Here is a 24,861-nt window from a genome sequence, read left to right on the forward strand (position 1 = left end):
GACAGGTTTACTAATGTATCTTGTTTTTTTATCATGCATTTTCTTGCATGTTTATTATACAGATACTATTGTATAAAAAAATAGCTAGCTCATAGGATTGCTTGTTAATCATAAGGGATTGATATCACCTATAAAATTAATACGCTGGATCTGATATGAAGCATCGTTTAAGTTTTGGCTTTTATAATATATTTGCAAATAATATTATTGAAGTAACCGCTGATGAAGGCGTCGAAATGACACTTGAAATGGTTGAGGAATGCCATGAATTTGTGCATGAGAACGTAGAAGGGGATTTTGCCCTGTTAATCAACCGCATTAATAACTACACCTATACTTATGAGGCGAAACTTTCAGTCGCATCTTATGAAGGTTTAAAAGCGCTTGCCTTTGTTTGTTATTCTGAAAAAAGTGTTTTAGTGACTAAGAAACTGCAGGCAAGTCGTTCATTTGATCAATGGAGATATCCGGTATTTTCAGGTTTAGAATTAGGTTGGCAACAAGCTTATCATTGGCTTGAAAATGAATTACTGGCCGTTAAAGTAAATTAGCGTCACCGTTAATAAAAAGGGATAGCCATCGGTTATCCCTTTTTATTTTAAGGATGGTCTTGTTAAAAAATGAGTATCCTTGTGTGTCAACGGGCGTGGTTTAGTCGCTAAACCACGCTAATTTTTACATTATAGTTGAGCAAAGCACTTATCAGCAGCGGCTAACGTTAATTCAATCTCTTTATCGGTATGAGCCATAGATAAAAAGCCAGCTTCATAAGCTGAAGGTGCCAAGTAGATGCCGTTTTCTAGCATTAAGTGGAAGAAACGTCTGAACTTATCTGTATCGCAAGCGGTTGCTTGTTCAAAAGTAGTGACAGGCTCTGGTGAATCTGTAAAGAAAAAACCAAACATTGCACCAGCATAATTAATGCTTAATGACACGCCATTGCGCTCGGCTGCTGCTTTTAAACCCATAGCAAGCTTTTCAGTTGATGCACTCAGTTGCTCGTGTTTATCACCGATGCTTAATTCATTTAATGCCGCTAAACCGGCAGCCATAGCGATAGGGTTACCCGATAAGGTACCTGCGTGGTAAACAGGGCCAATAGGTGCGATATAATCCATAATCTCTTTTTTACCGCCAAACGCACCGACAGGCATACCACCACCAATAACTTTACCTAACGTCGTTAAATCAGGAACAATATTGTAATGTGCTTGAGCCCCACCTAATGCAATACGAAAGCCGGTCATTACTTCATCAAAAATCAGTACACTTTTATGTTCATCACAAACGTCACGTAGACCTTCAAGGAAACCTTCTACCGGAAGAACACAGTTCATGTTTCCAGCAACAGGTTCGACAATAATACAGGCAATTTCATCTTTATATTTAGCAAAGATTTCTCTAACTTCGTCAATATTATTAAAACTAACAGTTAATGTGTGCTTGGCAACATCAGCAGGAATACCTGGTGAATTTGGCACCCCCATGGTGAGTGCACCTGAGCCTGCTTTTACTAATAGCGAATCAGCATGACCGTGGTAGCAACCTTCAAACTTTAAGATTTTATCACGTCCAGTGTAGCCACGAGCTAACCGGATTGCGCTCATGGTAGCTTCTGTACCTGAGCTGGTCATACGAATGCGCTCCATTGACGGTACTAGTTCACGTACCTTCTCTGCCATAGTGATTTCTAGCTCGGTAGGTGCGCCAAAACTTAAGCCATGTTGAGCAGTTTCAATAACTGCTGCTAAAATAGCCGGGTGGTTATGGCCTAAAATCATTGGTCCCCAAGAACCGACATAATCAATATAAGCTTTATCATCGGCGTCATAAATATATGCACCTTCAGCGCGTTTAATAAAACAAGGCGTACCGCCAACACCATTAAATGCACGAACAGGTGAGTTTACACCACCGGGAATAATTTGTTTTGCGCTGTTAAAAAGTTGTTCTGAATGGTTCATAAATTGCCTACTTTGTTAATTATAATACGACTAACATTAAATAAACTGTTGTCACTTATATACTTAAGAATTATTTATTTGTTGGTGTACCAAGTCACTGGTTTTTCAAATTGGCTGAGCTTATTTTCGACACCCAGTGTTAAGGCAAATAATGCCATACGGACCAGTACACCATTTTGGGCTTGTCTAAAAATAGCTAGGTTGTCTAAATCATTTAAATCACTATCAAGCTCGTTTGCTTCAGGGCGAGAATCGCGTGGTAAGGGATGCATTATCACAGTATGTTGCTGGCAAAACTGCTGATAAATTTTTCTATTTAAGCTGAAGTGACCACGGTATAAATTAGCTTCGTCTTTACTGGCAAAGCGTTCTTGCTGAATGCGTGTTTGATAGATGATATCGCACGATAAATTATGGTCAATTTTATCGGTAACCACAACTTGATGTCCGGCATTGGTTAAGGATGAGATTATACTGTCGGGCATGTTAAGTGCGTCAGGAGATATCATCGTTACTTTCATGTTTTTATATAAGCTGAGTAATTTTGATAATGAATGTACGGTTCTCCCGTGTTTGAGATCACCCATTAAGACAATATTTAAACCGTCTAAAGTTTTGTTATATGGCGCCATTTCAGATTGCATGGTAAACAAATCAAGTAAGGCTTGTGTTGGGTGTTCATTAGCTCCATCTCCGCCGTTAATAACCGGTACACTACTGCCTTTTGAAAACTCTTCAACCGAATACATCGTGGGATGTCGCATCGCAATAATATCAGAGTAGCCGCTAATAACGCGTGCCGTGTCAAAGAGAGATTCACCTTTACTCAACGATGAATTTTCTTGTCCAACGGTCTCACGAACAGCACCACCAAGAAGGTTAAAAGCGGCACCAAAACTGACCCGGGTACGAGTACTGGGCTCGAAAAAAAGATTATTGAGAATTGCACCATCCAACACATGACAACGCTTCTTACGCATAGCATAAGGCGCCATTAGTGATGAAACTTCTAAAATACGAGAGATAGCATCGCGATTAAGCTGCGAGACAGAAAGGATATGACTTCCTTCAAACTTCATCATAAAAAGTTACCCAAAATTATAAGACTGCGACTATTTTTGATGCAGGAATATAGCACAATTCAGAAATGTTGAGAATAGATTATCGCTGCTATTCAATTTCTGTGGGTCTAAATCAAAGCGCTCAACCTAATTGATGAAAGCTTCTTATGGGCTATAAGCCAGAATATAAGCAAAGATCGCCCATTAGAAAGGTTTTAAATACACCAAATATAATATGGCGAGTAATATAAGGACGGGAAATTCATTAAAAATTCGATAAAATTTTCCTGAACGTACATTTTTATCTTCTTTAAAATCTTTAACTAACTTAAAACAATAACCATGGTAAGCGAGCAGTAAAATCACTAACGTTATTTTTAAGTGCAACCATTTTGAAACGATAAACCAAGCGTATCCATAATAATAAATCAAGGCTATGCCTAAAGACACAGTTAACACAGCAAAAGGTGTTACAAAATATAACAAACGTTTTTCCATACCCTTTAAATGCTCGGCAACCTCAATACTAGAGGTTTCAGCGTGATTAACAAACAGGCGTGGTAAATAAAAAACACCCGCAAACCAGGCGATCATAAAAAAAACATGGCAAGCTTGTAACCATAAAAGAGTTGTCATACTGTTGTTTTTCCTTCTAATAAATAACTTCTGATCTGTTCAAAAGTAATAATGCCTAAGATCTCATTAGGATCATTATCATAAATATAAACACCACCATCTCGCTGTTCAATCAGGGCTAAATAGGCTTCAGCTAAAGTTGATTGGCTTTGCAAAGGTAGTAGCTGTAATTGTACTATTTCTACGCGCTTAGTGCCTGAATCGTGTTTTATTTTTAACCATGAAAATGTTGAGTAAGGACTAAGACTTTCTGTTTCAGGTGCTACTTCAATAATAACATGATTTAATAATTCAACATTCTTCAATGCCCTGAAAACTTCCAAAGAACATTCTTGTTGATAAACGCTAATATTTTCCTGTAAAACGCCTAATACACCGATACGTTGTAATGATTTCTCGATGGGGGATTTTCGATATTTGAGACCCTGTTGCTCAAGTTGCATAACAAATACCGATCGGTTGTTGAAAAACTGCCCTGAAAAGACACAGGCAGTGGTGATGACTATCATTGCAGGCACAACAACCTCTAACTGATTTGACAACTCGACTACCGTTAATAATGCGGCAAGGGGAGCGTTTAGTGTTGCAGCTAAGAACCCCGCCATACCCATTAAGGCATAATCACCAGCAAAATTTTCTCCGGGAAGATAACCCGTAACTAATATTGAAACACAGGTGCCTACAATAGCACCAATACCAATAATAGGACCGATAATTCCACCAGGAATACCTAAGCCTAAAGCGGTAATGGTCATCAAAATTTTAGCAAATAAAACCCCAAGTAATAATTGTAAAGGAATATTATTTTCTAAGGCAAACGTTATTACACTTAAGTCTGTGCCCATAGCAAAGGGTACAAAAAATCCAAGTATCCCAGTAATTAATGCTGCTAACATAATGCGTGGCACAATATGAATCGAGCTCGAATATTTTATAATAAGGACTAAGTATCGGTTAAAGCCATAGGCTAATAACCCAAGTATTAACCCTAATATAATCAAAATAGGATAATGATCAAAACTGAGGGATATTTTACTAAAATATCCAAATTCATGGGTAGGTCCCAAAAGGCTTCGGCTGATCATTGACCCTGTAATAGAAGCGATCATCACAGGAATAAAAATATGCACTTTGTATTCGCGTAAAATAACTTCCATAACAAATATAACAGCGGCAATGGGGGTATTAAAACAAGCGGAAATACCTGCGGCAATGCCACATGCACATAGTGTGCGTATGGTATTAAACGGTAGATTTAACTTGTTACCTAAATAACTGCTACAAGCAGCTCCTAAATGTATAGCAGGCCCTTCTTTTCCAACTGAGAAGCCGGACGCTAATGCAATCACACTACCGAAAAATTGATTCAACGTATTGCGAAATGGAATAATGCCATTAGCTACTTTTAGGCGATGCAACACAAAAGGAATACCGGTACGTAAATACTGGTAGCCGGTTAGCCAAGCAAAAAATAAAATGACTAATCCGCCTACTATAGGCAAATGGAAACGACTTAAAGCACTTAAGCTGGTATAGTTATTTTTTTGGACTAAATAAAAGCTTTGAACTGTCTCAATGCTGTAGGTGAATAGCACAACTAGAAGTGCTGATGCAGTGCCACCTAAAGCGGCTAACAAACAAAGTTGCCAGGAAGTTCTCGGTAAGGCTAAACGTTTTCTAAGTAAAGAGAGCGATATCATAATAATGAATGGGTGCACCTTTTATTGTTTGAGCCTAAAAATATTTATTAACTCGTTGGATATCATAATACTTTTCAAATGAATTGGTTAGCAAAAATAAATCTAAATACGGTTGTTGTGCGTTTAGGCGCATTCCGTTCCGCCCTTTTACTTCTTCTCGTGATTGTTATCTGTCTTTACAGTGGCTATCGTGTTGGGAATTTTTATCATGGTTATCAAGTTAAAACGTTAGCACAACAGCAAACGCGATTGAGTAAACTTTATGAAAAAAATGTTCAGCAAAACAGTCAGATTAATACCCTTGAAGTAGAGCTAGAAGTTGAACGTATGGCTAATCAGCACTCCCAAGAGCTTTTAAAAATAATGGAGTCTGAGCATTATGAAGTAAAAAAAGAATTAGCTTTTTATGAAAAAGTGATGGCACCAGAAAAAACCGCTGATGGATTGGCAATCGATCGAATGATGGTCCATCCAACAGCCAGTCCACATCATTTTCGTTTTCAAATTGTTTTAATGCAACAGCAAGTACGTAAACGTTTTGTTAAAGGCTATGTCGATTTTACTTTATTGGGGAGTTTAGATAATAAGCCGAGCGAATTAAAGTTAAGTAATATATCGGTATCTACAAAGAAAGATTTATCCTTTAGTTTTCAATATTTTCAAATCGTTGAAGGTGAGTTTACTCTTCCAGATGATTTCTTACCTGAAAAGTTAGAATTAGCTGCTATTTTACCGAAGAACAGATGGCAAAAATATCAGCGAATAGACCAGAGCTATATTTGGAATGATTTATTAAAAAACACTCAATAATGACAAGTGTTTTTTAATTATTCACGCTATTCCACAGTAAGCTTTTCCATAAGTGCTATAGCAGCAGCTCTGTTAGGAAGTGTACTTTCATTTTCTAACGCAGCCTTTAGGTATTTTTTTGCTTCACTCTTGCGATCTAATTGATATAAAGTAACAGCTAAGTGATACTTTATTTCAGCATTGTTGAAATCTTTAACAATAACTTGTCTAAATATAGGTAGTGCCAAATCTGCTTGTTTGTTTAGGGTATAAGACCAAGCAAGTGTATCCATTATTGCGACATTATCAGGTAATAGCTTGTGTGCTTTTTTTGCATACGTTAATGCCTGAGGGAACTGCTCCAGTTTAATGAATACTTGTGCGGCGTTATTCAACAAAATTGGCAGTTCAGAAAACGCTTCAATTAAATCTTGGTATTTTTTAGCCGCACTCTGAAGTTGATTTCTTGCGACTAGTGTATCGGCGATTGCTATTTGAGAGGTAATGTCTTTTGGGTTCTCTTTAACCCAAGGGGTTAATAAGTTAAGCGCCTTTGAAAAGTGCTTTTGTTGTTTGTATACACGATATAAACCATAAACAGCGGGCCGGTTTTTACTTTTTCGCAAGGAAGCTAGAAATATTTTTTCTGCTTCGTCTAGTTTTCCTAACTGTAAGTATAAGTTACCCTCAAGGTTGTTTAAAAAGATAATATTAGTAATTTTTTTGGCTATACGCTTTAAAATATCGAGCGCTAACGTTTCGTTTTTTTGTTGTAGATAAATATCAAACAACTTTAAATGGGAGTCAAGATTTTCAGCATTCCATGAAATTGATCGTTTTAAGCTGAGTGTAGCACCTTCAAAATCTGAGCGTGACAATTGGGCATCAGCAAAAACATTATAAACATTTGATTTATCATTACTATTTTTAACCGCTAACTCGAAAGTACTAAACGCTTTTTGGTATTCTTTATCTGCCATGTATAAATTAGCGAGCGCTAGATAAATACTTCCTGCCTTGTTGTTCTTGTTTAAAAACTGACTGGTTAAGGTTATCGCTTCTTTCAATTGGCCAAGCATGACTTGTATTTCAATAATATTTATTAATGCATTGGGGTTAGTGTTATCAACACTATAGGCCTTTTTGTAGGCTGATAACGCTTCATTATTATTGTTGGTTAGGCGATGTATATTACCTAGCTCAATCAGTAAAAATGAATTGGGTTCTGTTAGTTCAACGATTTTCTTATTTATTGTTGCTATCGCTTTTTCTGGCTGTTGTTCTATAACATCGATTCTTGATAAATGGACAAGTGTTCTAAGGTTGTTAGGGTTTAACTTTAGTGATTGTTCTAGTGATTTTTTTGCTAGTAGGTGCTGTTTTAGTTGACCTAATAAAATACCTTTTTGTAAGTGCAAAACGCTATCATCACTTTGTAAAGTTAATGCAAGGTTCAATTGCTCTAGTGCCTGTTCAAACTGATTGTTTTGTTGGAAGGCCTCTGCGAGCAGCACAATAAAACTTATATTAGCATCTATTGATTTTGCTAATTGAAGGTGAGTAATAGCTTGTGGGAATTTTCCCGATAAAATTTCTAACTTTGCTAACTCAAATAAAGGTTGGGGATTTTCTTTATCACTGTTAATAACATCTTTGAGGTAATCCTCAGCAAGTTGTAGTTCTCCTAATACGGTATAGGTCTGACCAAGAAGCGACCATGTTTCAACATCGTTAGGGGCTACTAGTCTAGATTTTACTAATAATGTTTTTGCACGAAAGGGATTATTCAATGCGAGTTCAATTTGAGCGGCTAACTTTAACGCTCTTATATCGTCACTAATAATAGCGATATATTTTTGCAAAAAATCTTGAGCCTTTAAATTTTCTTGTTGCTGAAAACTAATCACACCCGCTAAATAAAGATACACGGGATTCTGTTTCATTATATCTTCGGGTAATCCCATCAATACGGTATTGATATGGGCGGTTGTTTTATTAACTTCTTCAGTATTACCTAAGGCACTGTTCGCAATTATCTTTAAATAATTTGCTTTTGGCTCATTGGGAATTTCTGTGATGATTATACTAAGGTCGTTTAAAGCAAGTTGAAAATCACCCAGTTCAATATATAAACTGGCTCGCGTAAGTAACGCAGGAAAATCTTTATTGTTTAGCTCAATAACTTGTGAAATTATTTTTAACGATTCAATCTGATTACCAGCTTGCTGTTCTATATTGGCAATCATTGTTAAAGCGATACTGTTGGTTGGCGATGAAGATAGTGCCTTATCAATATAGACTCTTGCTTGGAGCATACTTCCATTAAGCATACCTACTTGTGCTATGCCTAATTGGGCTTTAATACTACTAGGCATATACTCTAAAGCTTCTTTGAATAAAACTTTTGCTTGCGCTAAGTTATTCATCGCTATGAAAGCACGTCCTTGCAATACGGCAACTTTACTCAGTTGTTGTTTTTGAGTTATAGAAGCCATTGGGGCATTAATTACTTTTTTATATTTTTGCTGTAAAAGATAAGCTTCAAGCATTAACGGCAGTATTTTACTTTCATCGGCATTCTTTTCTTGGGCGTTTTCTAGTTGATTTTCTGCTGATGCGCCATCACCCATAGCAATATATACTTCGGCGAGTAACACCATAGAAGGTAAATGTTCAGGATTATTTTTTAAAGCATTCTTTAAATGAATAATTGCCGCGTTGAGTTCAGAAAGGTAAAAACTTGCTAGGGCATCTTCATAAGGTTTATCTGCGCTTTGATCGGGCAAAGCCAGAGCATGCGAACTCAGCAATAAAATTGTCCCGCAGAGTAAGGCTAAAGTCGTTTTTACCAAAGAGGCCATTTAATTATTTCTCTTATGAAAATCAATTGCTAAGGATACTAGGAGTCATTATGAATATCTAGCAGATCTTTAATTGTTTAAGTTGTACATTTAATAGTTGTCGATATTTTTTACACTTTTAGGTAAAATAATCGTTATATGAAATAATATAATCCTATGCATTTAAAAATAAAGGGCTTTTTAATCTTGGCCTGAATATTGAACTGGGTTGGGTCAATAAGTAAATAAAAATTTATACATAGTCTTGTGTTTTTATTACACATGTTATTTATGCCAGTATTTAGGAGTAGGTTTAAAATATGAAATGTTTAAAATGGATTGCAATAGCTGCACTATCAGTATCAAGTATTAACGCGTTTGCAGATACACTTAGCGCCGAAGACATGATGAAGCAGTATGCTGATAAAGGTTATTCTGATATTCAAGATAATTATATAGGTAAAGGTCATAGAAATGACATCAATGGTAAATCTTATCTATATGACGTTGACCAAATGTTTGTTTCTCGTGTCGGTACCACACTATCTGTTGATATCTTTACTGCATTTTACAACGATATAAATAGAGACGGCATCAGGCTTGGTGATTTGTTTATGGCTGCTAATAATAGTTTTAACAGTACTGGAGAATCGCCTTGGGATCCCCAAGGAAATACCTCAGATGACAGCTTTACTAGCGCTGCAGCTAATTCAAATACCGGCACAAATTGGAACTACGTTTACGATTTAAGTGGTGCACGTAATTCTAATTCAGGAACTGGGCATTTGAAGTCGAATTTTGGTGCTAATCAAGTTGTTTCTTCAACGACTCTTCATGGTAACAGTGCCCGTGCTGATCAAGCGGTTATGCTTGCTGATAATAATCATACTGATAAGATTCATGATTCATCTTCATGGTATGCAGATACTTCTTATAGCTATGCTAAGACCGTTGGTGATACATATAATGGCTACGGTAAAGTGAGTTTTTCGTTTGATGTTGCCAATACTGCATTAGCGACAGCTAATCAAATAGCCTTTCGTTGGGCAATGACCTGTGCTAATGACATTATTGAAGGTGTAGCTTCTTTTGCTCCACCTAGAGATACTATTGCAGTGCCAGAGCCACAAACATTTGTGTTAATGTTACTTGCTATGTTTGGTCTTATTTATCGTAGAAAAATAACTCACTAATTTACTATTAGCTACTGACCCGTTAGTGGTTTAATTAATGCGCTATAGTTAATTATATAGCGCATTTTTTGTATATATTTTAGATAAAATTCTTCTTCTTGCTGATAAATTTTACTATCTCAGACAATACTTGACTAAATTAGTCAAGTTTAAGATAATACACGCGAGACACTCCCGTAACATCTTTGTAAGTAGAGCAATATGTCAACTCCCGAATTACCAATAAAATTTTCCGATGCCGCCGCAAATAAAGTATTATCTTTGATCACAGAAGAAGAAAATCCGGAATTGAAATTACGTGTTTATGTAACAGGTGGTGGCTGCTCTGGATTTTCATATGGCTTTACTTTTGACGAAAAAGTGAACGATGGTGACATGACTATCGTTAAAAAAGGCGTCACTATGGTTATTGACCCGATGAGTTTACAATATTTAGTTGATGGTGAAGTTGATTATATTGAAGGCTTAGAAGGCAGTCGATTTTTAGTACATAACCCAAACGCTTCATCAACCTGTGGTTGTGGATCTTCTTTCTCAATCTAATTCTCTTTAGTTACATTGTGATTAACAAAAAGCCAGCGAAATATTACTGGCTTTTTTGTGCTTTTTTTTCAGCTACGGCCATTCTTTTATTTAAAAAGTTTTTTAAATTAGGCATGCTATTACACCTGATACTGCCGCAAAGCAGGGTTGACATCGTATTTAGCGCACTATTAAATTTACTGCTATTACAATCGACTTCTTTAATTTTTGCTTTCGCTGTGGCTAACTGATCATACTTTGTGATGGATTGGGCAATTGTACTCTTATCGGTTAGGTATTTAGTTAAGCTGTCGTTTGCAGCGTTTTCAAGGGTTTGGTTATCTAAACGTTGCTTAAGCTTCTCCAGTGACGTTTGACTCATTTTTTTACTTGATGCTTTACTCTTCAACACGTTTTTATCAATTGGCTGTTTAGATAACTTTGCAGGCAAAATATTCCTATTATTGGTTTTTTCTAACCATTCATTACTTATTTTTGTTTCATCTGTTGGTATGGTTTCTTTAATGGCTAGCGGTTCCTTGCTGGAAGTAAGAGTCGCTTTTTTCCTTAACCGTAAAGGAAAATATAGGCGAGCTTGAATAATAGGGTTAACTGAATCGTTATTTTTTACTGCGCTAAGTGGAACTGTTGATAACCCTTGTGTAAAAATTATCAGTACCGCTATATGCAAGATAATTGAGAAAGTCAGTCCATTGCTTAATTTATTTAAATGTAATCCTGCTTGTTAACTTTATATTTGGCACTGTAGTATTGAGCTATAAATCTTTTAAAAGTTCAGTATTCGCTTAATTAGGGCTCAATGGTTTAATAAAGATAGTTTGCCACTTTTTTAAGGCGAACCTATTTGCATGTCGGCGCAAGATTCTTGATACTGAATTAATTCTATAATCAATAATATTTATAAAAGGGAATATAATGCTTAAAGTGCCTTTTCAATCGGTAATAAAAACGCTTGTTTTCAGTAGTACTTTGTTAGCTTTATCAAGTTCAGCGGCAACACTGACTGAATCAGAAACTAAGCAACTGACACAATTAAAAAATACCGCTCTGCAATCTAATTTGTCCTATAAGGTCTTAGAATCTTTAACCACGGAAGTGGGGCATCGATTAATGGGTTCAGAAGGTGATAGAAAAGCTGTCATTTGGGCGCAAGCTAAAATGAACGCTTTAGGCTTTGATAAAGTGTGGACAGAAGAAGTCACGGGTACTTTTTGGCAACGTGGTGAAGCACAAGCAAAAATAATCTCGCCTTATCCTCATAAGGTCGTCGCCATTGCTCTTGGTGGCAGTATTGCTACCAGTGAAGAAGGGTTGATTGGAGATGTTGCACATTTTGAAACCTTAGCTGACTTAATCGCGGCACCAGATAACAGTTTAGATGGAAAAATTGCATTTGTTTCTTATCAAATGGAAGAGTATATCGACGGTAACGGCTATGGTCCAGCAGTAGGTACGCGTGTGGGTGGGGCAGTTGTAGCCGCTAAAAAAGGGGCATCAGCATTAATTATGCGTTCTGTAGGTACAGACAATAACCGTATAGCTCATACCGGCATTATGCGTTATGAGGCTGGCGTGAAAAAAATTCCTGCGGCTGCGCTTTCAAATCCTGACGCAGACTTACTTGTTAATCAATTAAAGCGTAATAAACCGGTTAGCTTTTATCTAAAATTAACCAGCCATACTGATGCTAAAATAACAGCTGTTTCTGCCAATGTCATTGGTGAAATAACCGGTAGCGAATTTCCTGATGAAATTGTCTCAATTGGTGCCCACCTTGACAGCTGGGATGTCGGTACGGGTGCATTAGATGATGGTATGGGTGTTGCTATGATGCTTGCCTCTGCTCACCATATTGCTCAATTACCTATACGTCCAAAGCGCACTATACGCGTCATTCTTTTTGCAGCTGAAGAAGTGGGTTTATTAGGTGCAAAAAAATATATGGAGGTCCATGAAAAAAATATGGATAATCATATCATTGGCGCTGAATGGGACTTTGGTGTTGGTCAAATTTATAAAATGACTTCGGGTGTTGGTAAAGAGTCATTAACGGCAATTAACGATCTTGCTAAGCATCTTGCGCCGTTAGGCGTTGAATTATCAAACGATAATAATGCACAAGCACAATCAGATATGAGTGTAATGAGCGCTGCAGGTATGCCAAGCATGAATTTTGCACCTGATGGCACCAAGTACTTTGATTATCACCACACAGAGAACGATACCTTGGACAAGGTGAACCCTGAAGACTTAAAGCAAGCAACAGCGGTTTACACCCTCTTTGCTTATTTTTCAGCCCAGTCAGGAATTAACTTTAGAAAATAATATGAGGAGTCGTGAAAAGTTAAGGCTGATTTTTCGCGACTCATTATTCATCACTTCGTAAATATAATCCCTTATTCTTTTTATTTAGCTCGCCTTCACCTGCTCTTCTATTCGTACAAGTATAAGAAACATTTATTGTTTTCTTGATTTTATTAGAACTATAAACTTAACTTTTAATAAATATACTTACTCATAGTCAACAGAAGAAGTTCTCTAAAGTGCTCCACGAGAGTAAATGAATAGTACCTTCACTGTGCCTTATTTTCAGTTTTATTAAAAAAGGTGAATTAATCTTTGGTGTTTACTCGCGTTAATGCTGGTAAGGTAATAGGGGGCTATAGCTATTTAGTATGAAATTACTAAAAACGTATCCAGCTAATCATCTTATGATTTATAATAAGTTGAACTTAGCCTAGCGATTGAATAACAACAGACTTTCTTGTGGAGTGTATGCTTGATAAGCACTTCTAGCAGATTTAGAGCATTGTGTAGAACGGAGTCTAGTCATTGAGTTTCATGTAAGCTCAACTTAAGAAAATGCTAATGTAAAAGTAGTTAAAAATTTTTGAAGGCCCAAAGGGTTTATTATTTGAGTATTTTAACAATGTACGGTGCATCGTACGTCATTTACGATTAGGATAAATATGAAGTTTTTTAAAGAATTACCTATATTTCATAAAATATTAGCAATACTAGCGATTGCAATTTTGAGCTTTGTTATTAATTTACTTATTAACATTACTGCCATCTCTAAAAACCAAATATTATTACAAAAAATTCAAAATACTACGATTCATTTGGTTAACTTAACCAGTGAAAATGTCAGTACTTGGCAACGTGTAGATGAGCTCTATAACCAGAGTGTCTCTTTTGGTGATGAAGAGTTAGTTGATCAAGCTAGTAAGTTAGTTACGGTATTAACTGGTAATTTAACGCGTATTGATTCACTTGAACCCTTGTTTTCCGATACTTCTACTTTAGTCTCATTAAGCAACGAGTATAATGATATCGCACGAAAGATTTCAGTAGGATTTATCAAGGAAGAAATCGATTTTCAATTGGCCTCAACAAAGACCAGTATTGATAATAAAGCAGATATTTACCAAAAGGTTACTGACAGCTTAGCCCAGGAAAAAGAAAAGGCAGCTAAAGTATTTAATACCTTGGTTGAAGAAACTGTGGCTAACTCTAGTGACTCAAGAGATTTAAGTATTTTAGTGGGTATTTTACTTTTGGTTATGATGTCACTGTTGAGTATCATTATCGCACGTTCAATTAGTCATTCAGTATTAAATATAGATGCTTCTTTAAAAGAACTGGCAGAAGGTGATGGTGATTTAACTAACCAGATTGAAGTAGTGAGCCATGATGAATTAGGCAATGTTGTTAAGCACTTTAATGCTTTTACTCAGTTGCTAAGAGGTATTGTTTCAGATGTCATTGATGTTGTGCCACCCCTGACTAAAAGTGCTGAACAATTGGCTGAAAAGGTACGTGATGTTGATGCTAATGTACAAAGCCAAGCAGAAGTGGCTGAAATAACAAAACAATCTATGGTTGAAATGCAATTTAGTGTTGCTGATATTGCTAAGTCTGCCGCAGAAGCCGCAAATGCTGCAGGTTCTGGAGAAGCAGAAGTTAATCGAGGCATGGAGAATGTTCAGCGTTCTTTACTTATTTCAGGTCAATTAGTCCACGAAATTGGTAATGCAGCTGATGTGGTTGATAGGCTCGCTAAAGACTCGCAGAACATGAACAAAATTCTTGATGTTATTAATGGTATTGCCGAACAGACAAATTTATTAGCGTTAAACGCTGCAATTGAAGCGGCCCGAGCGGGCGAGCAAGGCCGAGGCTTTGCTGTAGTTGCAGATGAAGTTAGAAGTTTAGCTTCAAGAACAGCGTTATCGACTACTGAGATTCGTGGTTTACTAGATAAGCTCATTTCAGCGGCTGACCAATCGGTAAGTACTATGGGATTAGCGCGAGAAAAAGCAAATACCAATGAGGAAATATCACTTGCAGTTGATAAATCTTTAACAAATATAAAAGAACAAATCGGTCATATCAGTTCAATGAACAGCCAAATTGCTACGGCAACAGAAGAGCAATCTTGCGTTGCTGAGACAGTTGTTAATAATATAGAGCAGATGTATAACAGTTTTGGAGCGACTCAAACAGCGATCGAAGAAATTGGTAATGTGGCTCATTTAGTTGATAAAAATGCCATTCAATTACAGAAGGCAACATCGAAGTTTAAGGTTTAAGACCTTTACCCTTCCATTAAAAGAAATTCGATGATTTTGTTCATATCTAGATCAAAATCATCGGCTCTTACCCCTCTAATAATAAAGTCTTCATTGTCGGATAAATTTATATCTTCAGCCATTACGTAACGGCCATCTAGAGAATTATAGAATGAACGGACATTAGGGTTGATTGGGTCGCCGTCATTTCTGCTTTCGACAATAGCCAGTTTATTGGAACTCAATTCGACTAATGAGCCAACAGGGTAAATACCCATACACTTGATAAATAAGTCGACTAAACGCTGATCTAAATGCTCTTTTTGCGCCAAACCTCTTAAAATACTAAATGCTTTTATATGGCTATAACCCTCTTTATAACAACGGTTGGCGGTTAGGGCATCAAAAATGTCACAAATGGCAATCATCCGACCATATTTCGTGATTTTTTCTTTAGGGATGTTATAAGGGTAACCAGTGCCGTCTAGCTTCTCATGGTGGAGGGCAGCAACTTCAAGACTCAATTCGGAAATACCCGGTGTCGACTCTATTATTTTTATCGAGTGGTTTACGTGGCTTTTCATTATGGTAAATTCAGCTTCTGTTAACTTACCCGGTTTATTTAAAATGCTGTCTGGAATATTAATTTTACCGACATCATGTAAAAAAGCACCAACTGAAAGTAACTGAACTATTTTTTTGTCTATTTTTAAAAAACGCGCAAAAATCGTTATTAATACAGAAACCGATACTGAGTGCTCAAGTAAGTACTCATCTTTTTTCCTGATATTGATAACACAGGCTAAGGCATCCGCATTTTTAAATACGGTATCAATGGTTTTATTCGTTATTTCAATAACGGGTGTTAGGTTTATATTTCTTCCTTGTTGAGCATCTGAAAATACTTGCCGTTGAATCTCTTTTGATTGATTAAAAAGTTTTTTCGCTTTGCTTATCTCTAAGATAATGGGTGATTTATTACTTGCGGGTAAGGGAGTCTCTTTTATACGACCAACTATATTATTATCGGCATCGAAGGTCAGTGTTTTGCTGGTATCAATTAATAAACTTTCGACGCCCCTGCTACGCAAATTACCTATAACCTTGATATTTTTTATATGGCCAGGGGTTGTTAAGCTGTAAGCGCCTCGTTGTTTGGCAATATCAACCACATAATGCCCTTTTAATAATCCTGAAATTTCAATTTCAACAATCATACATAATTTACTCGTTAAACTAACAACTGTTTTCTATTATTCTTTAGTCGATATAAATGGGTATCAGCCTCTTTTAGCAGTTCGTCCATCGAACGTTTTCCATCACTTGCTGCTACCCCACAGGTTATTGTAACGGGTACAACGGCTTGTTGGTAATGCATAGGGTTTTTGATAAAAAACTCGCTTAAACGTATTGCTGCTAGTTCCGCTTCTTGGTGTTTTTGGCTTGCCAATACCACAACAAATTCATCGCCTGCGAAACGAAAACAGCGGTCATTCTCTCTTATTAATCCTTGTAAATTTGTTGCTATATAAGTTAATACTCTATCACCACAATCATGACCGTATCGGTCATTAACTTGTTTGAAATCATCACAATCAACAAATAATAGTGAAAAGGGAACGCCATACCTTTGCTGTCGTACTAACTCCTCAGCAATATACATTTCCATTAAACGACGGTTGGCAACACCGGTTAAGCGATCATAATGTGCCATGTATTCAAGTTGCTCTCGAATGAGTACATTGGATAAGCACAAACTTACTTTAGTAGCGAGTTGCTCTAAATGAAAGGTGCCAAGTATATTACTAAAGCGACTTTTATCTCTATCAGAAAACAATAGGCTGCCAAAAAGTTGCCCTTCTAGTATTAAGGGAATAAGCGCAATAGATTGTGCTTCTATGAGTAATTCAGTAGGTATAACAGCAGGTAAATTATCTAAATCATTCGTTAGGAAAGGTTTACTGTCATGATGAAAAGCTTTTAACTGCTCTAAAGATATTTTGTTACTATGTCGCTGTTGCCAATTCGATTGCAATCGTTCGTTGAATAAATAGCTAATCGGTGTTGGTTCAACCAAAAGTAAAGTAATTGAAGTGATATCAAATTTTTGTTGTATTGAGTTCAACAAACGTTGGATAAGTTCTTCACAAGATTTACTTTCAAGTACTTCTTTTTCTATTTCAAATAGCTTTAGTGCAATGTTTTCATTAGCTTTTGAGTTGGCGATTAGTTGCTCAATTTCTAATTCTGACATAATCATTTCTTGTTTTATGAAACCGTTTTAATTGTGTTCTTTTCAGAGCTATTGTGCAAGGGCTTAGTCAAATTCCCTTTGTTAATCGCGATATTGACTAAAACATTACTTTTAAACGCTAAGGTAGTTAAGATAATGGTATTAATATTGCTTAACCTTTAATAGTTGATAAAAGAGGCTGTTGGCAACAAAAAAATGTCAGTCTTCATTACTTAACCTTTTTTATGTTCAGCCGATAATAAGTTAATGCTTATATATTTATTTGAATTTTTGGATTGTCATTTATGCGATTTTTATTAGTAATTTTAGCGTTGTTATTTTTTATAAGTAATACCAGCTATGGTCAAAAACTTGAAGCCGTGCAAATTTATACAGATAACCAGCTGTTGGGTTTGATTAAAGAGAATAAACATTTAGGGCAAGTAGTGCTCGACGAATGTCAGCTTGTACAAGACATTGAAGCACGAGCCACTAAATCAGAATACCCTTCGTACCAATTTCTTTGGGGGGATATGCTAGCGTATGGTGTCTGTGTTAAAAAAGATGTACCGCTTGGACTTCACTTTATGAAAAATGCTGCAGACCAAGCTTTGCCTGAGGCACTTGAACAACTCGGGCGTTACTACCATACTGGTAAATTTATGCAGGTTGATGTAGAAAAAGCAATGTTTTATCTCAGAGAAGCCGCGGCAGTAAATAATTTAAAAGCACAAATCCGTTTAGCCGATATTTATGCACAAGGCTATGGCAGTCCATTAGACTACCCAGAGTTATATACACAACTTCATCACTCGGTTACCGATGATAAAAAAATTCATCAGCAAATTGCAAAAATATTATCAGTGTTGGCAGATAAAATGCCAGAGCATGTTGTTAATTCAGCCAAAGAAGGTAAATTTTAAGCTGTTTTTCATGCGATGACATTTTTTATCGCATTACTCGCTTAATAGCTTTAGCTAATCAACCCCTTGATTAACATGAGCCTAAACGAATTTATTGCGTTATTAAATTTTAAAATAGCATCATCATTCGATAAAATTAATGCCTATCGGCATCGTTTTTAATTACCACTGAAAACCAACGCTTTGATTGGTAACGGGTATAGGTATATAATTGCTGCATTAACACATTAATCGAGTTTATCCCCTGAAAGATCCTCATCAAAAACGCGAAGCACAAAAATACGACAATCCAGTGGCGAGTCGAGAATTACTATTATCAGTAATAGAAAACTCTGCTGTGCCACTTAATTTTAAAGCGATATGCAAAGCTTTGAATTATCATGATGAAACTCATCATGTTGGCGTAAAACGACGTTTGCGTGCTATGGAAAATGCAGGTCAGCTTGTTTTTAATAAACTTAAACAATATGTCATTCCTGCGAAAAATAGTTTGATCACCGGTAAAGTTACCGGTCATCGTGATGGTTTTGGCTTTTTTATACCTGATATTGCTAAAGGTGAGAAGCCAGGCAAAGACTTTTATATTTCATCTCACGAAATGCAACGGGTATTCCATGGTGATATTGTTAGCGCTATTTTAGTGGATCGTACCGATCGCAAAGGCCGACAAGAAATTAAAATAATTGAAGTCATCGAACCGCGTAAAGCTGGCATTGTTGGCCGCTTCTATGTTGAACATGGTATCGCTTATATTGTTCCAGACGATGCGCGTATTAAACAAGATATTTTGATTGAACCCGAAAGCAAGCTTGGTGCGCGCCACGGACAAATGGTGGTGGTCAATGTTTTGCACCGTCCATCAAAACGCAATAATGCCGTAGGTGAAGTGATTGAAGTCTTAGGTGATCATTTAGCACCAGGCATGGAAATTGACATTGCTCTACGTGAGCATGATTTACCACATGAATGGTCGGCTAGCGTTATTGAAGAAGTTGCAACAATAGCAGACGAAGTCGAAGACGAAGCAAAAATTTCACGAGTTGACTTACGTGACTTACCGCTAGTCACTATAGATGGCGAAGACGCTAGAGATTTTGATGATGCTGTTTACTGTCATCCTGAAGAATCGGGTGGCTGGCGTTTATGGGTGGCTATAGCCGACGTAAGTTACTACGTACGTGATGGTACAACGCTTGATGATGAAGCTATATCTCGTGGTAATTCGGTCTATTTTCCGAGCCAAGTTATTCCTATGTTACCGGAAAAACTATCTAACGGCTTATGTTCATTAAACCCTGATGTTGACCGTTTATGTATGGTTTGTGAAATGACTATCAGTGCGTCAGGTGAGTTGTCGGGTAGTAAGTTCTACTCAGCGGTTATGCGCTCACATGCTCGCTTTACTTATAGCAAAGTCGCAGCAATTCTATCGGGTGAAGACGCAACCGAAAAGGCAGCGTTGCGCGAACAATATCAGCCATTAGTCGGCGATTTAGAAAATTTATATCAAATGTATTTAGCATTAAAGACCTCGCGAACTAATCGTGGTGCCATTGCTTTTGAAACCTCCGAGTCTCTATTTTTGTTTAATAGTGATCGTAAAATAGAATCGATTGTGCCGCTTATTCGTAACGATGCGCATAAAATCATTGAAGAATGTATGGTTTTAGCGAATGTGGCAACGGCAAAATTTGTAGAAAAACACCAAATGCCCGGTTTATTCCGTGTCCATGACAAACCGAGTGAAGATAAGTATAAAAACTTTGTCAGTTATTTAACTGAACTCGGCATATCCTTGCCAACGCGAGAGCAACCTGAACCTGCTGATTACGCTAATATTTTAAACCATGTTCAAGGTCGTCCAGATCAAGAGTTGATCCAAACCATGTTGCTGCGTTCTATGCGCCAAGCCGTTTATCAAAGTGAAAATTTAGGACATTTTGGTTTAGCACTCGAGTCTTATAGTCATTTTACTTCGCCAATTCGTCGTTATCCAGATTTGGTTATTCATCGAGTGATTAAAGCGATTCTGGCAAAGCAAGCACAAAGCGCTAACGAAAGTAATGAAGCGAACGCCGGATTTTACCAATACTCACCTGAAGAAGTTATTGAACTAGGAGAGCATTGTTCAATGACCGAACGTCGTGCTGATGATGCGACTCGTGATGTTGCTGATTGGTTGAAATGTGAATTTATGCAAGATCACGTTGGTGATACTTTCACCGGTGTTATTTCAACCGTGACTAATTTTGGTCTATTTGTACGCTTAACCGATTTACATATCGAAGGCTTAATTCATATAACCTCTTTAGGGCATGACTATTATCACTTTGATGATGTTCGCATGTGTTTGAGCGGTGAACGTTCGGGCACTAAATATCGTATTGGTGATGTTTTAGAAGTTAATGTTGCCGCAGTAAACTTGGATGAGAAAAAAATAGATCTCGTTTTGTCGGGTGAACAAGCCCCGAAAAGTAGTGGTAAACCTGATGGTAAATCGAAAGCTAAAAGTACAGGGCTGAGAAAAAACGCCGATCAGGGCTTTAATAGGCCCAAGGGAACTAGCGAGAAAGGAGCGCCTAAAAAGCCAAAAGACAAGAAAACAGAAAAATCAAAAGCTAAAAAGCGTACCGCACGAAAAAAACGTCCAGGTAAAAATGCTCGTAAAACGGCTGAGTAATATCGGTTAAAAAGTCGTAACGATTAACGTTCGACCGATACGTAATGAAGCTCGATATAGAGTAATTAAAGAAGAAGTTGAAAAGAGAATAACATGGCAAAACAAGACGAATTAGTATTTGGTATTCATGCTGTTAATGAATTAATTAAACGTGCTCCAGAACGCTTTATTGAGCTTTTTTTATTAAAAGGTCGTGAAGATGAACGGTTAATGACGATCATTAATTTATCAAAAAAGTATGACATATCCACCCAGCTTGTTAGCCGTAAGGTCCTTGATGAAAAAAGTGATGGCGAACAGCATCAAGGCGTCTTAGCACGTATTACTCAAGGAAAAACTTACACCGAAAATGATCTCGTTGATATTCTAGCCCAAGCCAAACAAAAAGATGAAACACCCTTTTTATTAATTCTTGATGGTGTCACCGATCCTCATAATCTTGGTGCGTGTCTTAGAAATGCAGATGCGGCTGGTGTACAGGCTATTATTGTTCCAAAAGATAATGCGGCCCGCCTAACAGCAACAGTGCGTAAGGTTGCTGTTGGTGCGGCTGAAACCGTGCCATTGGTACAAGTGACAAATTTAGTACGTACGATGAAACAGTTGCAAGACAATGGTGTTTGGATTATTGGTACAGCAGGAGAAACGGATCATTGTTTATACGATGAGAAATTAGCTGGTCCAATGGCATTAGTGATGGGCGCAGAAGGTAAAGGTATGCGTCGATTAACCCGTGAAAACTGTGATCAATTAGTGAAGTTACCTATGGCTGGCAGTGTTTCAAGTTTAAATGTTTCTGTTGCTACCGGCATTTGTTTGTTTGAAATAGTACGCCAACGCCGTTAATGCTTACCTACATTAATGCTAGTTAAGTTGCTCCACAGCTTTAAATCCCAATAAAATCATCAAAGAAGTCATTTTCTTGGTGATTTTTTTGTTTATTGCCCTGTATCCTTATATTTATCTTGCCTTCGCTGCTTATATTTACTACACTTCGCGACCTTAATTCAGCCCGAACTTTTTGTTCCTTGCCTCTTTCTGGTGTTTGGCTGAGCCAGCTAATGAGGCTACAACCGTAAGGAGCTCGTAATGCGTCATTACGAAATCGTATTTATGGTTCACCCTGATCAGAGTGAACAAGTACCTGGCATGATCCAGCGCTATACAGACTTGATCAATGCTGCTGAAGGCAAAGTCCACCGTCTTGAAGACTGGGGCCGTCGCCAATTAGCATACCCAATCAATAAATTGCACAAAGCACACTATGTTTTATTAAACATTGAAGCGCCACAAGCAGTTATTGATGAGCTTGAAACAGCTTTCCGTTACAATGATGTTGTTATTCGTAACATGATCATGCGTACTAAAGACGCAGTAACAGAAGCGTCAGCAATGGCTGCTGCTAAAGAAGAACGTCGCGACGATCGCCGCGAAGTTAAGAAAGATGCTCCAGCTGTTACAGAAGCACCAGTTGCTACTGAAACTACAGAAGAAGCTGCGAGCGAATAAGTAACTCGTGACAAACTCTCTTTATGAGAATTGCCTTGTGTTGGTAGGTGAAGTGGTAAAACCACCGAAAAAATCAACAAGCCCTGCAGGTATTCAGCATTGTCAGTTTTCAATGGACCATAAGTCCATACAAAATGAAGCTGGCATGAACCGACAAGCATTTGTCCGAATACAGGTTGTCGCAACAGGTGAGCTGTCACAAAACTTAACTCGTGATTTAATTGCGGGCAGTAAGCTCAAAGTGACTGGTTTTATAAACCGTCATGAATCAAGAAATGGTAACCCACTTCTTGTCTTACATGCTCAACATATTGAAATGATTAATTAAGGTGGTTTTTTTGGTTGGTTAATCTACCCAATAAAGACACCATATTTAGGAGAAATCCATGTCTCGTTTTTTTAGACGTCGTAAGTTCTGCCGCTTCACAGCGGAAGGTGCTACCTCTATCGATTATAAAGATATTGCTACACTGAAAAACTATATCACTGAAAGTGGTAAAATCGTTCCTAGCCGTATTACTGGTACTGCCGCTAAATATCAACGTCAACTTGGTCGTGCGATCAAGCGTGCTCGTTACTTAGCTTTATTACCATATACTGATTTACATAAGTAACCTAAAAAGGGGTTTTGAAAATGGAAGTAATACTTCTTGATAAAATCGCCAAATTAGGCGGCCTTGGTGACAAGGTATCAGTTAAATCTGGTTATGCACGTAACTTCTTATTACCGCAAGGTAAAGCTGTTTTTGCATCTGAAGCTAACGTTGAACATTTTGAAGCACGTCGTGCTGAAATTGAAACAGCATTAGCAGCAACTTTAAAAGCTGCTGAAGCTAAAGCTGCTAAAATCGTTGAATTGGCTGAAATCACTATCGCATCATCTGCGGGTGAAGAAGGCAAATTATTCGGTTCTATCGGTACTAAAGATATTGCTGATGCAATTACTGAAGCAGGCGTTGAAGTAGCGAAAGCTCAAGTACGTATGCCTTTAGGTACAATCCGTGAAACGGGTGAATTCGAAATCGCAATTCACTTACACAACGATGTTGATACTAACATTAAAGTTGTTGTTATCGCTGAAGCTTAATTTAGTTCGCTAAATTACGTTGATAAAATACCGTTATTTCTTTTTAAGAATAGCGGTATTTTTTTGCCTATTGTTTCCGATAGTATAAATATTTTTACCTGAAAATTATCACTGTAAAATAATTCCCCTCTAAAATATCATCAAAAAGTAGGCATACTCCAGTCGTTAGCGTTAAGTAAACCTCGTTCAATTAAACCGCCAATACCTTGTAAACCACCAGTATGTAATAAGACGAGGCGATGTCCTTTAGGAAAATACTGCTGATCTATTAGGTCTAATAACGCTAAAATCATTTTTCCTGAGTATACAGGTTCAAAAATGAAACCTGTTTGTTGGCTAAAGCTTAATATTTTTTCCACATCTTTTTTACTAAATTTAGCATAACCGCCACGGTGAAATTCTGGCATTATTTGCCAATTATTGAAATGTAGATTATCACCGAGCAGGCTATTTACCTGTTCTGTTAAGTAACCGTCTTGCTTTAATACGCCAATCCCTAAAATATTATGCTGATTATTATCTGCTTTTATAAGTCCGGCTAATGTACCACCACTACCCACAGGTGTTATTAAAGTATCAAATTCACATTGTTGATTTAATTCAGCTATTACTTCGCCAACGCCACCTAATGCTAAGGTGTTACTGCCGCCTTCAGGCACTATGAAATAGTCAGGGTATATGAGTTGTAATTGAGCTAAATACTCCTTGTTTTCACGAAGTCGATAGGATTTTCTGTCAACAAAGTGCAGTTCCATACCCCATCGCTGCGCCATCGAGAGGGTGAAGTTACTCGCATATTCCTTTTCACCCCGAATAATACCAATGCTTTTTAACCCCTGCTGATGGCAAGCAAAGGCGAGGGCGTGAATATGATTAGAAAAACTGCCTCCAAAACTTATCACACCGATATAGTTATGTGCTTGCGCGTGGCGTAAGTTTAATTTTAATTTACGCCATTTGTTGCCAGATATTATTGGATGAATAACGTCGTCTCGTTTGATCGAAACAGAGAGTTGATGCCTCTCAAATAAAGGGTGGCTGATTTTCTGTAAAGGAGATTCTGTTTTCATAAAAGGTAATGTTATTCTTTACTTAAATATAACTACTCGATAAAAAACTTGCGCCTTTAATG

At 37.2% G+C, this 24,861-nt stretch carries 22 protein-coding genes and 1 pseudogene; 14 read left to right on the forward strand and 9 right to left on the reverse strand.

Going from position 1 to position 24,861, the window contains the following annotated elements; translation table 11 throughout:
- Nucleotides 1-155: 155 nt before the first annotated feature.
- Nucleotides 156-551 carry a hypothetical protein gene (locus H4J67_RS08135; RefSeq protein ID WP_182175399.1) on the forward strand — a complete coding sequence of 132 codons (396 nt, stop codon included), beginning with the start codon at nt 156-158 and terminating at the stop codon, nt 549-551.
- Between the two features lie 129 nt (nt 552-680).
- Here H4J67_RS08135 and hemL read toward each other — a convergent pair whose 3' ends face one another.
- The 4 genes from hemL to H4J67_RS08155 all read right to left on the reverse strand — a co-directional run bounded on the left by hemL (nt 681) and on the right by H4J67_RS08155 (nt 5,361).
- On the reverse strand, nt 681-1,964 hold the full coding sequence (gene hemL, locus H4J67_RS08140) for a glutamate-1-semialdehyde 2,1-aminomutase (protein ID WP_182175401.1): 1,284 nt from the start codon (nt 1,962-1,964) through the stop codon (nt 681-683).
- 74 nt (nt 1,965-2,038) lie between these two features.
- The gene (locus tag H4J67_RS08145) at nt 2,039-3,046 is read right to left on the reverse strand and encodes an aspartate carbamoyltransferase (protein ID WP_220463301.1); all 1,008 of its coding nucleotides are present in this window, start codon (nt 3,044-3,046) and stop codon (nt 2,039-2,041) included.
- A gap of 183 nt (nt 3,047-3,229) precedes the next feature.
- Nucleotides 3,230-3,661, reverse strand: a complete 432-nt coding sequence (locus tag H4J67_RS08150) for a CopD family protein (RefSeq protein WP_182175403.1) — start codon at nt 3,659-3,661, stop codon at nt 3,230-3,232.
- Complete coding sequence (locus H4J67_RS08155; protein WP_182175405.1) at nt 3,658-5,361, reverse strand: chloride channel protein; 1,704 nt, start codon at nt 5,359-5,361, stop codon at nt 3,658-3,660. Before H4J67_RS08155 ends, H4J67_RS08150 begins: the two co-directional genes overlap by 4 nt.
- Before the next feature lie 78 nt (nt 5,362-5,439).
- Between H4J67_RS08155 and H4J67_RS08160 the strand changes: the two genes are divergently transcribed.
- Nucleotides 5,440-6,171, forward strand: coding sequence for a DUF6776 family protein (locus H4J67_RS08160; protein WP_182175407.1), 732 nt, complete (start codon nt 5,440-5,442; stop codon nt 6,169-6,171).
- Nucleotides 6,172-6,177: 6 nt separating this feature from the next.
- Nucleotides 6,178-6,315: a hypothetical protein gene (locus H4J67_RS21205; protein ID WP_404842783.1), complete on the forward strand. Its 138-nt coding sequence runs from the start codon at nt 6,178-6,180 to the stop codon at nt 6,313-6,315.
- Here H4J67_RS21205 and prsT read toward each other — a convergent pair.
- Nucleotides 6,276-9,011: pseudogene (gene prsT / locus H4J67_RS08165) on the reverse strand (XrtA/PEP-CTERM system TPR-repeat protein PrsT); the annotation flags it as partial. The gene H4J67_RS21205 and the pseudogene prsT sit on opposite strands and share 40 nt — an antisense overlap.
- A 299-nt stretch (nt 9,012-9,310) precedes the next feature.
- Here prsT and H4J67_RS08170 point away from each other — a divergent pair.
- The gene (locus tag H4J67_RS08170; RefSeq protein ID WP_182175411.1) at nt 9,311-10,183 is read left to right on the forward strand and encodes a PEP-CTERM sorting domain-containing protein; all 873 of its coding nucleotides are present in this window, start codon (nt 9,311-9,313) and stop codon (nt 10,181-10,183) included.
- A gap of 201 nt (nt 10,184-10,384) precedes the next feature.
- Nucleotides 10,385-10,726 (forward strand): iron-sulfur cluster insertion protein ErpA, encoded by a 342-nt coding sequence (erpA, locus tag H4J67_RS08175; RefSeq protein WP_070375537.1) that lies wholly within the window; start codon nt 10,385-10,387, stop codon nt 10,724-10,726.
- 43 nt (nt 10,727-10,769) lie between these two features.
- Here the strand turns inward: erpA and H4J67_RS08180 are convergent, their stop codons facing one another.
- Entirely contained in the window at nt 10,770-11,396 is a 627-nt protein-coding gene (locus H4J67_RS08180; protein ID WP_182203441.1) for a hypothetical protein, read from the reverse strand.
- A 245-nt stretch (nt 11,397-11,641) separates the two neighbouring features.
- On the opposite strand from H4J67_RS08180, the gene H4J67_RS08185 reads away from it, so the two are divergent.
- Together H4J67_RS08185 and H4J67_RS08190 are read left to right on the forward strand one after the other, a co-directional pair.
- Complete coding sequence (locus H4J67_RS08185) at nt 11,642-13,051, forward strand: M20/M25/M40 family metallo-hydrolase (RefSeq protein ID WP_220471624.1); 1,410 nt, start codon at nt 11,642-11,644, stop codon at nt 13,049-13,051.
- A 644-nt stretch (nt 13,052-13,695) separates the two neighbouring features.
- Entirely contained in the window at nt 13,696-15,318 is a 1,623-nt protein-coding gene (locus H4J67_RS08190) for a methyl-accepting chemotaxis protein (protein WP_182175415.1), read from the forward strand.
- Between the two features lie 5 nt (nt 15,319-15,323).
- Here the strand turns inward: H4J67_RS08190 and H4J67_RS08195 are convergent, their stop codons facing one another.
- Both H4J67_RS08195 and H4J67_RS08200 read right to left on the reverse strand, forming a co-directional pair.
- On the reverse strand, nt 15,324-16,514 hold the full coding sequence (locus H4J67_RS08195) for an HD-GYP domain-containing protein (protein WP_182203442.1): 1,191 nt from the start codon (nt 16,512-16,514) through the stop codon (nt 15,324-15,326).
- Nucleotides 16,515-16,528: 14 nt separating this feature from the next.
- Nucleotides 16,529-17,551 (reverse strand): DUF484 family protein, encoded by a 1,023-nt coding sequence (locus H4J67_RS08200; protein WP_182175424.1) that lies wholly within the window; start codon nt 17,549-17,551, stop codon nt 16,529-16,531.
- Between the two features lie 284 nt (nt 17,552-17,835).
- Here H4J67_RS08200 and H4J67_RS08205 point away from each other — a divergent pair, with 284 nt between their 5' ends.
- From H4J67_RS08205 to rplI, 7 genes are all read left to right on the forward strand, one after another.
- Complete coding sequence (locus H4J67_RS08205; RefSeq protein ID WP_182175426.1) at nt 17,836-18,453, forward strand: tetratricopeptide repeat protein; 618 nt, start codon at nt 17,836-17,838, stop codon at nt 18,451-18,453.
- Nucleotides 18,454-18,745: 292 nt separating this feature from the next.
- Nucleotides 18,746-21,133, forward strand: a complete 2,388-nt coding sequence (rnr, locus tag H4J67_RS08210; protein WP_404842784.1) for a ribonuclease R — start codon at nt 18,746-18,748, stop codon at nt 21,131-21,133.
- A 93-nt stretch (nt 21,134-21,226) separates the two neighbouring features.
- Entirely contained in the window at nt 21,227-21,979 is a 753-nt protein-coding gene (rlmB, locus tag H4J67_RS08215) for a 23S rRNA (guanosine(2251)-2'-O)-methyltransferase RlmB (protein ID WP_070375544.1), read from the forward strand.
- A 243-nt stretch (nt 21,980-22,222) separates the two neighbouring features.
- Complete coding sequence (rpsF, locus tag H4J67_RS08220; protein WP_070375545.1) at nt 22,223-22,642, forward strand: 30S ribosomal protein S6; 420 nt, start codon at nt 22,223-22,225, stop codon at nt 22,640-22,642.
- A gap of 37 nt (nt 22,643-22,679) precedes the next feature.
- On the forward strand, nt 22,680-22,970 hold the full coding sequence (gene priB / locus H4J67_RS08225; protein ID WP_083277989.1) for a primosomal replication protein N: 291 nt from the start codon (nt 22,680-22,682) through the stop codon (nt 22,968-22,970).
- A 58-nt stretch (nt 22,971-23,028) separates the two neighbouring features.
- Nucleotides 23,029-23,256, forward strand: coding sequence for a 30S ribosomal protein S18 (gene rpsR, locus H4J67_RS08230; protein ID WP_070375547.1), 228 nt, complete (start codon nt 23,029-23,031; stop codon nt 23,254-23,256).
- Nucleotides 23,257-23,276: 20 nt separating this feature from the next.
- The gene (gene rplI / locus H4J67_RS08235) at nt 23,277-23,729 is read left to right on the forward strand and encodes a 50S ribosomal protein L9 (protein WP_182175428.1); all 453 of its coding nucleotides are present in this window, start codon (nt 23,277-23,279) and stop codon (nt 23,727-23,729) included.
- 140 nt (nt 23,730-23,869) lie between these two features.
- On the opposite strand, the gene H4J67_RS08240 is transcribed toward rplI, so the two are convergent.
- Entirely contained in the window at nt 23,870-24,799 is a 930-nt protein-coding gene (locus H4J67_RS08240) for a 1-aminocyclopropane-1-carboxylate deaminase/D-cysteine desulfhydrase (protein WP_182175430.1), read from the reverse strand.
- Nucleotides 24,800-24,861: the final 62 nt, after the last annotated feature.

Origin of the sequence: Colwellia sp. BRX10-4 (assembly GCF_014077465.1) — a bacterium.
In the GTDB taxonomy this organism is placed as follows: Bacteria; Pseudomonadota; Gammaproteobacteria; order Enterobacterales; family Alteromonadaceae; genus Colwellia_A.

What these genes read in the sequence shown, in the direction of transcription:
- H4J67_RS08145 (WP_220463301.1), bottom strand. Translation starts at nt 3,046, where the DNA reads ATGATGAAGTTTGAAGGAAGTCATATCCTTTCTGTCTCGCAGCTTAAT.
- rpsF (WP_070375545.1), top strand. Translation starts at nt 22,223, where the DNA reads ATGCGTCATTACGAAATCGTATTTATGGTTCACCCTGATCAGAGTGAA.
- H4J67_RS08200 (WP_182175424.1), bottom strand. Translation starts at nt 17,551, where the DNA reads ATGTCAGAATTAGAAATTGAGCAACTAATCGCCAACTCAAAAGCTAAT.
- H4J67_RS08190 (WP_182175415.1), top strand. Translation starts at nt 13,696, where the DNA reads ATGAAGTTTTTTAAAGAATTACCTATATTTCATAAAATATTAGCAATA.
- H4J67_RS08170 (WP_182175411.1), top strand. Translation starts at nt 9,311, where the DNA reads ATGAAATGTTTAAAATGGATTGCAATAGCTGCACTATCAGTATCAAGT.
- H4J67_RS08150 (WP_182175403.1), bottom strand. Translation starts at nt 3,661, where the DNA reads ATGACAACTCTTTTATGGTTACAAGCTTGCCATGTTTTTTTTATGATC.
- rpsR (WP_070375547.1), top strand. Translation starts at nt 23,029, where the DNA reads ATGTCTCGTTTTTTTAGACGTCGTAAGTTCTGCCGCTTCACAGCGGAA.
- H4J67_RS08135 (WP_182175399.1), top strand. Translation starts at nt 156, where the DNA reads ATGAAGCATCGTTTAAGTTTTGGCTTTTATAATATATTTGCAAATAAT.
- rplI (WP_182175428.1), top strand. Translation starts at nt 23,277, where the DNA reads ATGGAAGTAATACTTCTTGATAAAATCGCCAAATTAGGCGGCCTTGGT.
- H4J67_RS08185 (WP_220471624.1), top strand. Translation starts at nt 11,642, where the DNA reads ATGCTTAAAGTGCCTTTTCAATCGGTAATAAAAACGCTTGTTTTCAGT.
- H4J67_RS08240 (WP_182175430.1), bottom strand. Translation starts at nt 24,799, where the DNA reads ATGAAAACAGAATCTCCTTTACAGAAAATCAGCCACCCTTTATTTGAG.
- erpA (WP_070375537.1), top strand. Translation starts at nt 10,385, where the DNA reads ATGTCAACTCCCGAATTACCAATAAAATTTTCCGATGCCGCCGCAAAT.
- H4J67_RS08155 (WP_182175405.1), bottom strand. Translation starts at nt 5,361, where the DNA reads ATGATATCGCTCTCTTTACTTAGAAAACGTTTAGCCTTACCGAGAACT.
- H4J67_RS08205 (WP_182175426.1), top strand. Translation starts at nt 17,836, where the DNA reads ATGCGATTTTTATTAGTAATTTTAGCGTTGTTATTTTTTATAAGTAAT.
- H4J67_RS08160 (WP_182175407.1), top strand. Translation starts at nt 5,440, where the DNA reads ATGAATTGGTTAGCAAAAATAAATCTAAATACGGTTGTTGTGCGTTTA.
- hemL (WP_182175401.1), bottom strand. Translation starts at nt 1,964, where the DNA reads ATGAACCATTCAGAACAACTTTTTAACAGCGCAAAACAAATTATTCCC.
- H4J67_RS08195 (WP_182203442.1), bottom strand. Translation starts at nt 16,514, where the DNA reads ATGATTGTTGAAATTGAAATTTCAGGATTATTAAAAGGGCATTATGTG.
- rlmB (WP_070375544.1), top strand. Translation starts at nt 21,227, where the DNA reads ATGGCAAAACAAGACGAATTAGTATTTGGTATTCATGCTGTTAATGAA.